Origin of the sequence: Neoaquamicrobium microcysteis, from assembly GCF_008180155.1 — a bacterium.
In the GTDB taxonomy this organism is placed as follows: Bacteria; Pseudomonadota; Alphaproteobacteria; order Rhizobiales; family Rhizobiaceae; genus Aerobium; species Aerobium microcysteis.
Genome location: NZ_VSZS01000051.1, coordinates 12,284 through 26,382, shown reverse-complemented (window position 1 = coordinate 26,382; position 14,099 = coordinate 12,284). Strand labels below are relative to the sequence as shown.

Here is a 14,099-nt window from a genome sequence, read left to right as displayed (position 1 = left end):
CCAACTCTTCAACACGCAGAACCCAGCACCCACCAACGAAGGAGCCATGATGGCTGAACATACCCTGCTTGACGACGCCCTGATCCGCCTCGACGAAGCCGCCGCTCACCTGAGCATCGACCCCGACGTGATCGAGAAGCTGAAATTCGCCCGCGAGACCACGAAGGTCAGGCTCATGATCCGCATGGACGACGGATCGCGGAAGTCCTTCCTTGCCTGGCGCTGCCGCTACGACGACACGCGCGGACCGACCAAGGGCGGCATCCGCTTCCACCCGGCTTCGACCGCAGAGGAAGTCGAGACGCTGGCCTTCTGGATGACATTCAAGTGCGCGGTGATGAACCTGCCCTATGGCGGCGGCAAGGGAGCCGTTCAGGTGGATCCGCGTACGCTCTCCAAGGCTGAGCTGGAAAGGCTTTCCCGCGCCTACATCCAGGCGTTCGCGCGCATCATCGGCCCGGACCGGGACATCCCCGCGCCGGACGTCTACACGAACTCCATGATCATGGGCTGGATGGCCGACGAGTATGCCCAGATCGTCGGCCAGCATGAGCCGGCCGTGATCACGGGGAAGCCGATCTCGCTTGGCGGATCTCTCGGGCGGGGCGACGCGACCGCTCGGGGCGGCTACTATCTGGTGCGCCATCTGTCGTCGGACCTGGAGCTCGTACAGACGATGCGTGTGGCGATCCAGGGCTTCGGCAATGCCGGGCAGAACATCGGGCGCCTTCTCGCCGCGGACGGCCACAAGATCGTCGCAGTCTCGGATTCGGAAGGCGCGGTCTATTCGGGTGCAGGCTTGCATGTCGACCTTCTGCTCGACGCCAAGGCGAACGGAAAGCCTGTCAGCAGCACCGTCGGCACGAGCGGTCACGAGAAGATCGGTCCGGATGAACTCGTTGCCGTGGACTGCGACCTGCTTGTTCCCGCAGCGCTTGAAAACATGATTCACGACGGCAATGCCGCCTCGGTAAAGGCGAAGCTCGTGCTTGAACTCGCGAACGGTCCGGTAACGCCGGAAGCGGACGAAATCCTTGCGCGGCAGGGAACCGTGGTCCTTCCAGACATCCTGGCGAACGCCGGAGGCGTCACCGTCTCCTACTTCGAATGGGTCCAGAACCGACAGGGGTTCTACTGGCCCCTCGAGGACATCCACGATCGGCTGAAGACCATCATGGAACGGGAAGGCCGCGAAGTCTGGAACGTCAGCCGGGAGAAGCAGGTGACCATGCGGACCGCAGCCTATGTCCACGCGCTCGGCCGTCTCGCCGAGGCGATCGAGGCTCACGGGACCCAGAGCTTCTTCACCAGCTGATGGCGCGGCATGTCCTTCATCGATCGCGCTGAACCTGCTGCTCACCCGGCCCAAGGCGCAGGCTGCCGCCATGTCGGAGGTTCTGGAGCGGATAGGGCACCGTGTCCATCTTGCGCCTCTGCTGCATGTGAATCCCTTGCCATTCGACGGCAGGGTCCTCCGGACAGCTTCGGCGATCATCCTAACCTCCGCCAACGCGGTGCCTGCTCTCGAGGGTCTGGATGCGGCCTTCCGGGTTTTCGCGGTAGGTCCCGACACGGCGTCGGCTGCGAGGGCTGCGGGCCTGTCTAACGTCGCGGCCGCTTCCGGCACGGCTGAAAGCCTGCTCAAAATGGTCACGCACCACTGGCGGCCGGAGTATGGGCCGTTGGCATATCCTAGCGGCCGGAACGTCTCTATGGATGTCGCGGGAGCGTTTGTGGCACAGGGCTACAGCTGCGGACGTGTGGAAGTCTAGCCGCCGTCCGCAGCGGGTCGATCACGGCGAGGCCAAGCGCGCGCCGCTTCATCGATCGCGCCGCCAGCGACACGTTGACGGAAACCTTCGTCGCGTAGGACTCGGCGAACGATCGGCTCCCCTGGTCGAAAAGTCCCTGACGCATCGCAGGCGAGCGCCCGGCGAATCTGTCGGGAGCGGGGCGGAAGCGGCCGTCGGCGACGGTCCCGATCCATTCGCAGACGTGGTCCTCCGGCTCCCGCAGCCTGGCAAGCAGCTCAAGATACTCTTCGTGCAGGGCGGGCGTGTCTTCGCGTCTGCTTGCGCAGGAGAGGCGATGAAGGTCGCAGGCGAGCAGGTATGCGTCGCGCCGCGGCTTGCGCCAGTAGACCCGACGGCCGTCCGCCACGTCCAGATATTCGTCGGTTGCTGCGATCGGGATGGCCTCCGCCGCATGCGGGACGAACTGCATCAGCGGGTCCGCGTCGCAGACGCCCGCAGGATCACCGTCGCCGGGTCGACAGCCAGGCGGACGGAACTCCAGGAGCCTCAGCAGGGATGCCGAAACCTGCCAGCTTCCAGCCGCCACGGCGGCAGCGTCCGGCAGCGTCAGCGCGCCGGTCGCGTGCAGTGCGTGGGCTATCGCCAGCCTTGTGCAGGTCTGCACGCCCTGTGTTCGCTCTGCGGGCGCCCTGGAAAGGGAATTCCGGCCCCAACACTCCAAGATACCGTGGACGAACCCGATGTCACATCCGAGCACGTCCGCCAGATCCTGATCTGTCATCCGGCCGTCCAGCCTGCTGGTGGGCCTGTCCATCGCGACCGCGCTCATCGCCAAGCCCACCTTGCTGCTGCCTGCGGCCGCGGCATCGCTAAGGGCAGAGGCGTGACTGCGGTCGACAGCGCGGAGACCGCGGGACATCCGGCATCTTTCGACTTGCCGAGGTGCTGCAGGACTTCCTCGGCCGACATAGCGGCCCTGACCTTCTTCAAGACCTGCGGACGGGAGAGGTGCCTGCAGAAGCGCGCCAGAGCGTTCAGGAATTCAGTCGAGCCCTCGCGCGGCCAGACGACCCCGAGTACGACATCCACGCACTGCTCGTCGGACGCGTCGTAAGGGATCGGATGTTCGAGGACTGCAAAGACAGCAGCCGGCTCCCCCAATCCGCCAGGCATCGCGTGAGGCATGCCGATGCCTTGGTCGATGCAGGTGGCGCCCAGCTTCTCCCTGTCGAGCAGTGCCGACAGCACTGAAACGAACGTAAGTCCGGTCCGCGAAGCAAGCTGGCGCGCCATGGCCTCCAGAAGCGGGCGTTTCGCCTGCGCCGGATGGCGCATCAGGACGTCCTGGGGACGCAGGAGATCGAGGATTTCCATGAATGACTCCCCGCCACGGCCGAACGCCGCAGGCGACCGCCCGGGATCGCGGGCGCGAAGATCGAATGAGGTTGCTTGAGCCTGGCGGACCCGGACGCTGAGCCAGGGGTCAGATCGCGTCCGGGTTAGATGCCCGCTTTGAGCAGGCGCGCGCCGTCGAGGCGCACGAAGGCTGGCATTTTCAGCATGGAGCGAACCTACCCGTTGTTCGCGACGAAGCAAGCCCTGAAACGGACCCGTTCCGGACTGCGACAGGTCGACCTGAAGACAGTTCCGGCTGAACAGGTGCCGCGCCCGAGACGAGGGACGCGATGAGACCGCGCAGCCCGGTTTCCTCGACCGACACTGCCGCCTCGGCAGGAGCCATCCAGCGACGGATTACCTTCACGTCGTTCGGCCAGCTGACCAAGGTGCCCCAGACATGGAGCGCATAGACCGTCACCTCGACCGCCTTGCAACTGCCGCATGGTCGGAGTCTCAGCGCCACGTATCGCCCGAGCGGTTCGGAACCGACCCTTCCCGTGATGCCGGCTTCCTGGAAGGCCGCGCGGTCGGCGGACTGGAGCTCCATTCTCGTGCCGGAACAGAGGGCTGCCGGAACGCGCCAGCTTCCGCCCCTCCGCGGGCGCAGGAGCATGACTTCGAGGTTTCCGTCGCAGTTCATGCGCCACGGGAGCGCTGCGTGTTCCCTCAGGAGGTCGCCGGAAGCTGCAGGGTTAGTGAGGGACTGCATCATGACCGCGCCCCCATTTCCGACGAGATCAAGCGCGAAAGCGCGGGAATCCGGGACGGGCCCGCGGAGCTGTGGGCGGGCGGAGACAGGCACCAGGGACAACGGCTGGCGGACAGTGGGAGATGGCGGTTGCAGGGACGGCATATCAGCCGTGAACGGGGGGCTCTCATCGGACGCTCCATCGATGCGGCGCTCAGCGCCGCAGGATCAGACCGCAGGTTTCGTAGAGATTTCCCGGAGCAGGATCAGGTGCGGAAATCGGGGTGAGGAAGCCTGCTCCGGGGGCGGATGCGACCGTTCCCGGCAAGCCTCGAAACCTTGATGAAAGTCTCCATGCACATGCCGCCGATATAGCAGTTCGCAGCCTTCTTTGCGAGGCGACCTTATGTCGCCCGGCCAACGGCCATTTACTGCAAAGACGGTTTGACATCGCCTGCATCCTGGCCAAGATGCGGCGGTGATTACTTTCTCCGAAATGCGGCTTCCTTTCCGGAAGCGTCCGAAAAACGGCATCTAGCCCTGGCTCGTGCAGCCTCGGGCGGCGGGCCAGGGACATTCCTTTCACATCATGGATCAACCGCGCCGCGAGCTGCCATGCGGCCGTGCGCGGCGCCGTCAGGAAGGAAGCCGTCATGGCAAAACGGAAGGGCAACAAGGAAGCCCGAAAGCCCAAGCTGCAAAAGGCAGAGAAGACCGGAACCGGTTCCGTGTCGGAGCTCATGGTGCGAGCGACGATGCCGAGCAAGCGGCGATAGGAAAAGCCCTGCACGCGGAAAGTTCTCCGCGTGCAGGGCTTCGTCAAATGGTCAGAGAACCGCGAACGCGATGAGCAACAGCCTAAGCGTGCCGCACGCGATTATGACCTTGGTCGTCATGTCCAATTGGCGATCTCCATTCAAGCAAATGACCTGAGCTTCATCCGGCTACTTGTCCCGGAAGAGACCCTCGACCGCACGGGGAATGTCGTTGCGGGAGAGGCCGATGTCCCAGAGTTCCCTGTCGTCCAAGGCCTGAAGCTGGTCCATCGCCTTGCGTCTTTGCCATCGCCCGAACCCACGGACGATCATCCGCGCGAAAGCGGATCGCGGGCGAGGATTGTTATGATCAGACATGTCAGTCTCCGAAAAACGGCCGGGCTGCGAGCCGCGGTCGGCGGCGTGCCCGGAAGCTGGAAGTCAGGCGCGCGGAAGCTCCGCCACCGAGCGGACGCGAAGCACGCTGCCTGCGTTGATGCCGGCTACCCCGGAGACCGCCGCATAGCTGGTCCCCGGGGTCATTGACGGATGAGCAACGCTCCTGACCGGAAGCGAGACGGGCGGCTCATGCGAAGGCCCGCCAGAAGAAGAGGGCACTCATCGATGCCCCGACAACGATGACGATCGTCCGCACCACGGGCGCAGGCAGCGCCCTTGCGATGGGTGCCCCGGCGTATCCGCCGACGGTGGCAGCGACCATCATGAGGACTGCTTGCGGCCACGCGACGATCCCTGCCGCCGCGAAGGTGGCTACCGAAATCCCGGACAGCACGAAGGACAGCGCGTTCTTGAGACCGTTCATCGCGTTGAGGTCGCGCATTCCCCACAGCGAGAACAGCGCCAGCAGCACGATGCCGAGGCCGCCGTTGAAGTAACCGCCGTACACGGAGACGAGCAGCGTTCCCAAGGCGCCCTCCGGCTTGCCCACGCTTCGGCGGCTCGCCCACGCCTGGATGCGAGGGCCGAAGGCAAAGGCTAGGGTGGCCGCTGCGAGAAGGAAGGGGACCACGACGGAGAACGCTTCGTTTGAAGAGACGAGGAGCAGCAACGAGCCCGCAAGCCCTCCGATCGCGGTAAAGGCGACGATCTTCATCAGCCGCTTCCTGTCGTAGGCGGCGATCTCCTTGCGAAACCCGAGCGCCCCTCCGAGGTATCCCGGAAACACCGCGACGGCGCTGGTGGCGTTGGCGGCAACCGGGGGCACCCCCGTGAATACGAGCGCGGGGAAGGTCAGGAACGTGCCGCCGCCCGCGACCGTATTCAGCATTCCGGCGAAGAAGGCCGCCGCGGCGAGGATGAGGTATTCGATCATTTATTGCTCCTGCGCCGCGCCGGACCCTCAGGCGGCCGAAGGGCCTGGGTCGTCGAAGCCGTCATGCGACACCGGCACGAGGCGGGGCTGAACGTGGAAGGCGCCCCTGATCACCCGCAAGGACGGCTTGCCCGAATTCGGCCCGCTCATCCTCTCCAAGGCCTCCTTTTCCCGTCTGGCCGCTTCCGGCTGGTAGTGGACTTCGTGAAGCAAGATCCGATCTTCCTCGCCGTCGGCGTTCGCGATCGTGAATTCCTGGCCCTCGGAAAGCCCGAGCAGCGCGAGCCCGCGCGCCGTGGTGATCGGAAGGAACATTCCGATCGCAGAGGTCATCCGGTCGTGCGAGATGATGCGGCTGTCAGGCTTGCGGCCGTTGACGCTGAACGTGACGCGGCTGCTCAGGGTGGCGACGTTCATCGGGATGTCGTCCCGGAACATCACGGTCGCCGCCTCGATCTTCCGCTTGAGGATCGGCGCAAGGGGATCGTCGCGGCCAAGGCAGCGGTCGCGCATGACCTCCAGGATGGTGAAGTCCTTGGTGGTGAGGAAGCAGGTATCTTTCGTCATCGCAGTTCTCCATCGCTCGGCTTCGAGCGGTTACGTTTCGGCGCACTGGAGAATCCCCTGGCCACATGGCGCGGCTCAGGGGCGGCTATCCTGCGATGAGGCACCCCCCGAACAACGAGAGGCGGCACGGCGGCCGGATTGCGGTCATGACGCTGTCCGCAGTTCCTGCGAAGCCCCTGCCGGAAGCGCAGAAGGCATCGGTGGGCGGACGGATTCCACCGTCAGGCGGTGAAGGCGCCCGTCTCGCGCGGTCCAGTCGATCGACTGCCCGGCGGACAGGCCGATCAGCGCGACGCCGATCGGGGTCAGAACCGATACCTTGCCTTCGGCGATATCGGCCTCGCCCGGGAACACCAGCGTGACGTTCCTGTCCTCGCCGAGATCGTTGGTAAAGCGCAGGGACGATCCCATACGCACCACGTCCGGCGCGAGCCGGCCGTCCTCGACGACCTTCGCGCGGTCGAGTTCCGCGAGCAGTTCTTCCGCCACGGCGCGGTTGCGGTCTGCAAAGGATTCAGCGAGCCGCCACAGGCGTTCGCTGTCGGTGCGCGTCACGGCGATCGCCGGCTTGCGGTTCTTCTTGGTCGGCTGAGCCATCTTTGGGCCCTCTCATGTAAACGACACCCGCATGCACCCACGGCATGACGGACGTCTTCGGTGATCTGGGATTGGTTGCCGCTTTAGTAAGGCAGCTCCGGCAAACCGGAATTCAGCCTATGCCCCGCGGCCGGGGCGCGACGCGACCTGACCGGGGGTCAGATGCCCGCGATGGGGCACACCCTGTAAAATGTCAGAAGGCGGCGGTCGTTCATGCACATGCCACAGACGTGGGGCTTTGAGGTCGGAAAGTCAAGCTGAGGGAGCAGTCCGCGGCGACTTGCCATACCGCGGCAGGCCGACGACGCATTTTCGAAATCAAAGCGCTTGCGATGACCTATGTTTCAACGGTGATCTGTCGTTCCGACGATAGACGCACATGACCGCCGTAGGTCTGCGACGCACTTCGTTCTGCGCCACGAGCCAGCCTGCTGCAACGAAACTGACGAACGAAAGGAGACTGCGATACATCTCGGAGACGAGGACAATCCCGGCCACGCTTCCCCGCCGTGCTTCATGCACGAATTTGACCCCGCTTTCTCTGCAGGACAGACGGACGCGCTGGCCGCCGTCGATGTCGCGCGCTGGCGGAAAGCCCAGAGAACAAGGCTGCTGGCGGAGCGCCTGGCCCTTCCGGCCGATGTCTCGGCGCAGGCTGCGCAGAGGATCGCCAGCCGGCTCGATGCTGAGATCGGAACCGTCGAGGGCAGCGTCGTGGGCATCTACTGGCCGTTCCGCGGCGAGCCGGACCTTCGCGAATGGGCTTCGGGCGTGACGGCGCGGGGGAACTTGCTCTCCCTGTCGTTCTGGAGAAGGGCGTCTGGAACATCCCGGTGCCGGCTGGCGGCGTGGCGACCCTTCCGGACATCGTCGTGGCTCCGGTGGTGGGCTATGACGATGCCGGGTTCAGGCTCGGCTATGGCGGCGGGTTCTACGACCGGACGCTCGCCGCGATGTCGAGCAGGCCGCTGACGTTTGGCGTCGGATACGTGCTTGCGAAACTGCCGACCATCTATCCGCAATGGCACGACATCCCGCTCGACAGGATGATCATATATCGAGCGCAGCCCAGCCACTTGGCCCTCGGTCCGCGGCCTCAACGAGCCGCCATGCCGCTTGTCACTTGAAAGCAAGAATGCGGTGGCTCGGGTCGAGCTGGGCACGTAATTGGAGAATTTCGATGAGCCCATCCTCAAGTTAGGTGCATCTGCGGAGATACCGCTCCGAGACGCGGCAGGCGCGAGACGATTCCGATGATCAGCTGTCGAGCGCTGCGTCGAGCAAGACTTGCGAACCTGCCTGGACACCCACGCGGCCCTGACCTGGCTGTCCGCGAACGGTTACACGAGCGCTGCCACCCGTTTCCGTCGCGCCTTCTCGCTCCGCAATCCTATGGAAAGAGGGCCGCCATCGCCCGGGCGCTCTCTTACCTCACCTGCAAAGCTTCCCGGTACAGCCGTCCGGACGTTTATCGCGCGATACGCTTAAGCGTATATTTCAACTTATACGCTAATCCGTATAAGGGTCTTCAATACGCAAACCCGTATATTGAAGCTCTATACGCACTCCCGTATAGTGATCATGGAGGCACCCATGAGCGACCAGATTGCCCGCAACGAAAAACAGCTCGGCGCTATCCTGCGCCGCGCCCGCAAACAAGCCGGCCTGACACAGGGCGCGCTCGCCGACCATATACATCTGCGCCAGGCCACCGTCTCCCGCCTTGAGGCCGGCGAGCCCGCCCTCCAGCTGCGCACGCTCATGGCCGCGCTTTCTGCGCTCGACCTCGAACTCGTCGTGCGCCCGCGCAGCAAGGCGAGCGCCGCAGATATCGAGGAAATGTTCTGATGGCGCGCCGCCGGGCGCACGCGCCCCTCAATGTCTTCTTGAACGCCCGCCTCGTCGGAACCCTGCGCCGCGAATCCACCGGCGCCATCGATTTTCAGTACGCGAAAGACTGGCTCGATTGGGAGAGCACCTTCCCGGTCTCGCTCTCCCTGCCTTTGCGCGAAGATCGTTATATCGGCGCGCCCGTCATTAACGTCTTCGACAACCTCCTGCCTGATAGCGACGCCATCCGCAAGCGCGTTGCTGAGCGCGTCGGGGCAGGGGACACGGACGCGTATAGCCTGCTGACTGCCCTTGGCCGTGACTGCGTCGGCGCGCTGCAATTTATTCCCGACGGCGTCGATCCGGGCAAAGCCGGCGCCACCGACGGCACTCCCGTCACCGATGACGACGTCGCCGCCATCATCAATAACCTCGCCGCCGCTCCGCTTGGCATGGGGGAGGATGAAGATTTCCGCATCTCGATCGCGGGCGCGCAGGAAAAGACCGCCCTCCTGCGCAAGGACAAAAGATGGTTCAAACCCGCTGGCACCACCGCCACCACGCATATTCTCAAGCCGCAAATCGGCCAGCTGCCCAACGGCATCGACCTCACTAACAGCGTTGAGAACGAACATCTCTGCCTGACGCTGCTCGCCGGCCTCGGCGTACCGACAGCCCATACCGAGATCGCTGATTTCGGCGACCGCCGCACCCTCATCATCGAACGCTTCGACCGCCGCTGGACGAGCGACGGCCGCCTCCTGCGCCTGCCACAGGAAGACATCTGCCAGGCCCTCTCCGTGCCGCCGACCCGCAAATACCAGTCCGAAGGCGGCCCCGGCATGCGCGACATCGTCCAGCTCCTAAAGGGCAGCGATACGCCCGAGCAGGATATCGCCACCTTCATGCGCGCCTGCATCCTGTTCTGGATGCTCGGCGCCACCGACGGCCATGCGAAGAACTTCAGTATCACGCTTGGCCCCGGCGGACGCTTCCGTATGACCCCGCTCTACGATGTGCTGACCGCGCAGCCGAGTCTCGATGCCGGACAAATCCAGCAGAAGAAATTCAAGCTCGCCATGTCCGTCGGCAAGAACCGGCATTACCCCGTCGACACCATCATGCCGCGCCACTTCCTGCAGACCGCCGAACTGGCAGGCGTCGGCACACCGCTGATGCGCACGATCTTCGAAGACCTTGCCGCACACGCCGAAAAGCAAACCGATGCCGTCATCGCTACGCTGCCGCGCGAATTCCCCGACCAACTCATCACATCGGTTCGCGCGGCCATCAAGCACCGCGCAGGCCTTCTCGCCGACGCCCACGACACCGCCTTCACTGATGTAGACAGCTGAAATGACAGCGCCGCAGCGGCACAAACGACGGGCATTCACGGGCGCGCTTTGCGCTTGTTGGGCCACGCCTCGGGGGGCCGATAAAACGCCTTCGAGAATCGACTTTCCAGGCAGCGGCCATCAGGCACCAGTCTCCCAAGGTGCGGCCCCGCCTGCCTAACCAGCACGCTCGGCTTTGCCACGATCGCTGCCTCTCGCCGATGGCCGGGTCATCCGACACGCGGCGGCGCGCCGCGTGATGCGGTAAGCTTCATCTCTTCTGCCAGTGCGGCCTTTCATGCCCACATCTTCGGTCAATTCGATGCAGTGGAGTACGATCTGACCGCGCTCTCCGACGCCACAACCCGCCTCGACCAGCCACGCCGCTAACTCGCCGCCTGCCTTCTCGACCCCTTCCTCGTGCGTAAGCCGAGTCATCAGCTCCTTGCCCGCCACCATGCCCAAGGGAGTCTTTTCAGAGGAACAGCAACAGCTTGTCGACACGGTCCGCGCCTTCAAAGCAAATCCCGAAGAGGCTCGCCGCGCCGCCATCCGTCGATACATTGACCTCTGTTCGAGATCGCCACGCGGTGGGTGTTGCGGGACCGATAGGCGAGCCCCGCCTCCGGCCCGGCGACGGAGCCTTGGCATACACGTTCCAGGGCTTCGTCCGGACGGGAGCAAGGTGGCGCATGAATGCGCGGCGGTCGGCCAGGTCCGCTATCAATCCGAAGAAGCTGCTCCCCCGCCGTCGTGCAGAGCCACCAGGCGGGTGAGGAACAGCCGTCGGAACAGCTTTCCGAGCACGCAACCGGAAAAAGTAATACCGGACGCGAAGAGGCCCAGCGGCTTCTGCGGGGCGCAAAGCAGCCTTTCAGCTTGGGCTGATCTACGATGGCCTGCAATCGCGAACGGCGCCTTCTCATGGCCATCAATGCTTGCTTGAAATCGGGTACCGCCCGAACGTGCGTTATGTGGAGGATCCCCTCCGAACGTTGGAGAAGTCAATGGTTCTGTTTGCGTCCATGCTGGGGATTTCCGTCGCACTCCTGGCCTCGCAGGATATCCGGGCTCCCGGTCCTTCCGGCGACCTGAAAGGCTCGCTGGTGAGAGCTGAAGATCCCACCGCGCCGGTTGTTCTCATCATCCCGGGTTCTGGACCGACGGACAGGGATGGAAACAGCCCTCTCGGGGTCACCGCCGGATCATATCGGCTACTTGCCGAGGGACTGCTGGCAGAGGGGATCTCGACGGTTCGTGTCGACAAGCGCGGCATGTTCGGTAGCGCAGATGCGGTTCCGGATGCCAACGCGGTGACGATCAATGATTACGTGGACGATACCCGAGCCTGGGTGCAGGTCATTCGCGAAACGACCGGGGCGGATTGCGTTTGGCTCCTAGGGCACAGCGAAGGTGGCCTTGTCGCTTTGGCCGCCGCTCAAGAGGAAGATGCCGTCTGCGGATTGATCCTCGTCGCGTCCCCCGGCCGCCCGCTCGGGGATGTGTTGAGGGAGCAGCTCCATGCCAACCCGGCCAACGCCCCGCTTTTGCCGAAAGCCGACGCGGCTATCGACGCTCTTGCGGCGGGCAACCGGGTTGACGAAACCGATCTGCCCGCGCCGCTGGTCCCGTTGTTCGCGCCCACCATTCAAGGCTTCCTTATCAGCGTGTTCTCCCTCGACCCAGCCCGGCTGGCCGAGCGTGTCTCCAAGCCGGTCCTGATCGTTCAAGGCGACGCGGACCTTCAGGTCAGCATGTCGGATGCCGAGGCTTTAGAGGCAGCCGCGCCCTCGGCTGATCTCGTCCGACTGCCCGACACCAACCATGCTCTCAAAGCAGTTCCCCCCAATGATCCCGCGGCCAACGTCGCCACCTATTCCGATCCAAACCTACCGCTTGCACCAGGTGTAGTGGAGGCAATCGCTCAGTTCATAAAGGTGCCCGAAGGGAGGGATTAGACGGGACCAGAGAGGATGGTACGACGTCAGCCGCCCCGCAGCTTCTGCCGGCCCCATGCTGGGACCGGCGCTTGTGGTGATCTGTAGACGTTTCATTCATCGCGATAATGATCTCTCAACGGATCATTTCCTTGACACGCCGGGGGCATGACGATACCTTTACGTATCTTTGGCCTTTGCGATGAAATGTATAGGTATCTCCATGCCTTCAGAGTCGGCTGCACTACTGGAAATAGGTCGCCTGCTCAAGCAGGCGCGCCTTGCCGCGTCGCTGACGCAGGAACAGATAGCTGATATGGCCGGCATATCGCGTCCCCGCTATCGCGACATAGAGACTGGGACAGCCGCAGCCCGAGCGACCACTTTGATGAACATTGCCCGCGCTTTGGGCTTGGAGATGATGCTGATCCCACAGTCCATGGTTCCGGCAGTTAACTCTTTGCTGCGACCGCATGACGATGATGATCTCCCCGCCTTTGTTTCCCAAGCCGAGGACGACGATCATGGTCGAAATGCCTAGGGCACCCAAAACCATTTCGTCCCTTGACGTGTTTTTGAGAGATTTGAAGGTCGGAACGATCGTCAGGACCCCGGGCGATTTCAACGCGTTCAACTTCGAAGCAGCATACCGCGCGACCGGCGGGTTTCCAGTGCTCAGCCTTTCCTTCAGGGCAGCAGCGGGAGGATTGAGAAAGGATCCGAAGCCTGTCGCTGGTGCGTTGCCCGCGTTTTTCGCGAACCTACTTCCCGAAGACAAACTGCGCGAGGCGATGGAAACACATCACGCCGGCAATGTGCGTCCAGGAAACGATTTTGACCTGCTGGCAGCTCTGGGTGCGGATCTTCCAGGCGCTGTAAGGGTCCTGCCGAGCGACGGCACCCCGGCGATTGTCGACGATGCCGCAAAAAACAAACCAAAAGCCCGCTTCTCCCTTGCGGGCGTACAGATGAAGCTCTCGGTGATGAAGAACACTGGCAAGGGCGGCGGCTTGACCTTGCCAATGGGCAACGAGCAGGGCGAATACATCGCCAAATTCCCTTCGACGGCCTTCCCCGGCGTTTCGGAAAATGAGTTTGCCAATTTGGCGCTGGCTGCCGCAATCGGCATGGACGTGCCTACGCGCGAACTCGTGGAGAAGTCGGAATTCGACGGAATTCCTGAAGAATTCGACACGCTGTCGGACGGCAAGGTTTTGCTCATCAAGCGCTTCGACCGCGGCGGCGGCGGCGAGCGCATCCATATCGAGGATTTTGCGCAGGTTTTCGGCGTCTACCCCGCACGCAAGTACGAAGGTGCCGCATATCACGACATTGCCGCCGCCCTGAGCGCGGCAATTTCTCCGAGGGCTGCTCTCGAATTCGTACGCCGCCTGGCACTGACCGCCATTACCGGCAATGGTGACATGCACCTCAAAAACTGGTCGCTTATCTATCCTGGCGATGGCGACAAGCCGGACCTCGCGCCAGTCTATGACGTCCTATCGACCGTGCCCTATATCCGTGCCGACGCGATGGCCCTCTCCCTCGGCGGCGAGCGATCTTTCAAGGCCCTCGCTGCACCGAGATGGAAAGCATTCGCCAACCGTGCTCGGCTGCCCGAGCCGGCGGTGTTGAAGGCGGTGATGGAAACCGTCGAGCGCGTCAACGACCACTGGTGGGGACTGCCGGAACGGACCGTGGTTCCGGGGAAGGTGCTCCAGCGGATCGATGACCATGTGAGAACGATGACGCCAATACTGATGACCTGCGCCGGACAAGAATCGCGTTAGCTAACCCCACAGACGGACAGCCGTCCATACACGGCCCCGACACGGAAGGATGGGAACGCGGCTGATCGCGTTCATTCGAACCAAGCTAGTGCGAATGCGGTTTGGGACGCACACCC

Annotated in this window: 16 protein-coding genes and 1 pseudogene; 10 read left to right on the top strand and 7 right to left on the bottom strand. The window is 63.6% G+C overall.

All coding sequences use genetic code 11. The features are described 5' to 3' along the window. Positions 1–49 precede the first annotated feature (49 nt). Both FY036_RS01965 and FY036_RS24260 read left to right on the top strand, forming a co-directional pair. On the top strand, positions 50–1,315 hold the full coding sequence (locus FY036_RS01965) for a Glu/Leu/Phe/Val family dehydrogenase (RefSeq protein ID WP_148913025.1): 1,266 nt from the start codon (positions 50–52) through the stop codon (positions 1,313–1,315). Then, positions 1,245–1,772, top strand: coding sequence for a uroporphyrinogen-III synthase (locus FY036_RS24260; RefSeq protein WP_148913024.1), 528 nt, complete (start codon positions 1,245–1,247; stop codon positions 1,770–1,772). The genes FY036_RS01965 and FY036_RS24260 overlap by 71 nt, the downstream gene beginning before the upstream one ends. Here the strand turns inward: FY036_RS24260 and FY036_RS01955 are convergent. After that, positions 1,711–2,418, bottom strand: a complete 708-nt coding sequence (locus FY036_RS01955) for a hypothetical protein (RefSeq protein WP_148913023.1) — start codon at positions 2,416–2,418, stop codon at positions 1,711–1,713. The genes FY036_RS24260 and FY036_RS01955 overlap by 62 nt on opposite strands. 161 nt (positions 2,419–2,579) lie before the next feature. Further along, entirely contained in the window at positions 2,580–3,128 is a 549-nt protein-coding gene (locus FY036_RS01950) for a PTS sugar transporter subunit IIA (protein ID WP_148913022.1), read from the bottom strand. A 311-nt stretch (positions 3,129–3,439) separates the two neighbouring features. Here FY036_RS01950 and FY036_RS24190 point away from each other — a divergent pair, with 311 nt between their 5' ends. Both FY036_RS24190 and FY036_RS24185 read left to right on the top strand, forming a co-directional pair. Further along, positions 3,440–3,562 (top strand): hypothetical protein, encoded by a 123-nt coding sequence (locus tag FY036_RS24190; RefSeq protein ID WP_268932155.1) that lies wholly within the window; start codon positions 3,440–3,442, stop codon positions 3,560–3,562. 931 nt (positions 3,563–4,493) lie between these two features. Further along, positions 4,494–4,616, top strand: a complete 123-nt coding sequence (locus FY036_RS24185) for a hypothetical protein (RefSeq protein ID WP_268932154.1) — start codon at positions 4,494–4,496, stop codon at positions 4,614–4,616. A gap of 168 nt (positions 4,617–4,784) precedes the next feature. Here the strand turns inward: FY036_RS24185 and FY036_RS01945 are convergent, their stop codons facing one another. The 4 genes from FY036_RS01945 to rnk all read right to left on the bottom strand — a co-directional run bounded on the left by FY036_RS01945 (position 4,785) and on the right by rnk (position 7,092). Then, positions 4,785–4,973 (bottom strand): DUF1127 domain-containing protein, encoded by a 189-nt coding sequence (locus FY036_RS01945; RefSeq protein WP_083534785.1) that lies wholly within the window; start codon positions 4,971–4,973, stop codon positions 4,785–4,787. Positions 4,974–5,181: 208 nt separating this feature from the next. Next, the gene (locus FY036_RS01940; RefSeq protein WP_148913021.1) at positions 5,182–5,928 is read right to left on the bottom strand and encodes a sulfite exporter TauE/SafE family protein; all 747 of its coding nucleotides are present in this window, start codon (positions 5,926–5,928) and stop codon (positions 5,182–5,184) included. Positions 5,929–5,955: 27 nt separating this feature from the next. After that, positions 5,956–6,495, bottom strand: a complete 540-nt coding sequence (locus tag FY036_RS01935; protein ID WP_148913020.1) for a nucleoside-diphosphate kinase — start codon at positions 6,493–6,495, stop codon at positions 5,956–5,958. A 144-nt stretch (positions 6,496–6,639) separates the two neighbouring features. Further along, the gene (gene rnk / locus FY036_RS01930) at positions 6,640–7,092 is read right to left on the bottom strand and encodes a nucleoside diphosphate kinase regulator (RefSeq protein ID WP_148913019.1); all 453 of its coding nucleotides are present in this window, start codon (positions 7,090–7,092) and stop codon (positions 6,640–6,642) included. Positions 7,093–7,850: 758 nt separating this feature from the next. Between rnk and FY036_RS24240 the strand changes: the two genes are divergently transcribed. The 3 genes from FY036_RS24240 (at position 7,851) to FY036_RS01915 (ending at position 10,277) form a co-directional block, all read left to right on the top strand. Continuing rightward, positions 7,851–8,219, top strand: a complete 369-nt coding sequence (locus tag FY036_RS24240) for a 5-formyltetrahydrofolate cyclo-ligase (RefSeq protein WP_328593092.1) — start codon at positions 7,851–7,853, stop codon at positions 8,217–8,219. 466 nt (positions 8,220–8,685) lie between these two features. Beyond that, complete coding sequence (locus tag FY036_RS01920) at positions 8,686–8,940, top strand: helix-turn-helix domain-containing protein (RefSeq protein WP_148913018.1); 255 nt, start codon at positions 8,686–8,688, stop codon at positions 8,938–8,940. Next, positions 8,940–10,277, top strand: coding sequence for a type II toxin-antitoxin system HipA family toxin (locus FY036_RS01915; protein ID WP_148913017.1), 1,338 nt, complete (start codon positions 8,940–8,942; stop codon positions 10,275–10,277). The genes FY036_RS01920 and FY036_RS01915 overlap by 1 nt, the downstream gene beginning before the upstream one ends. A 551-nt stretch (positions 10,278–10,828) precedes the next feature. Here the strand turns inward: FY036_RS01915 and FY036_RS24290 are convergent. After that, positions 10,829–11,110, bottom strand: a pseudogene (locus tag FY036_RS24290) (transposase); the annotation flags it as partial. A 153-nt stretch (positions 11,111–11,263) separates the two neighbouring features. Here FY036_RS24290 and FY036_RS01905 point away from each other — a divergent pair. The 3 genes from FY036_RS01905 (at position 11,264) to FY036_RS01895 (ending at position 13,983) form a co-directional block, all read left to right on the top strand. After that, positions 11,264–12,214, top strand: a complete 951-nt coding sequence (locus tag FY036_RS01905; RefSeq protein ID WP_235897457.1) for an alpha/beta hydrolase — start codon at positions 11,264–11,266, stop codon at positions 12,212–12,214. Between the two features lie 202 nt (positions 12,215–12,416). After that, positions 12,417–12,734, top strand: a complete 318-nt coding sequence (locus FY036_RS01900) for a helix-turn-helix transcriptional regulator (RefSeq protein ID WP_235897455.1) — start codon at positions 12,417–12,419, stop codon at positions 12,732–12,734. Continuing rightward, on the top strand, positions 12,718–13,983 hold the full coding sequence (locus tag FY036_RS01895) for a type II toxin-antitoxin system HipA family toxin (protein ID WP_148913016.1): 1,266 nt from the start codon (positions 12,718–12,720) through the stop codon (positions 13,981–13,983). The genes FY036_RS01900 and FY036_RS01895 overlap by 17 nt, the downstream gene beginning before the upstream one ends. Positions 13,984–14,099 lie beyond the last annotated feature (116 nt).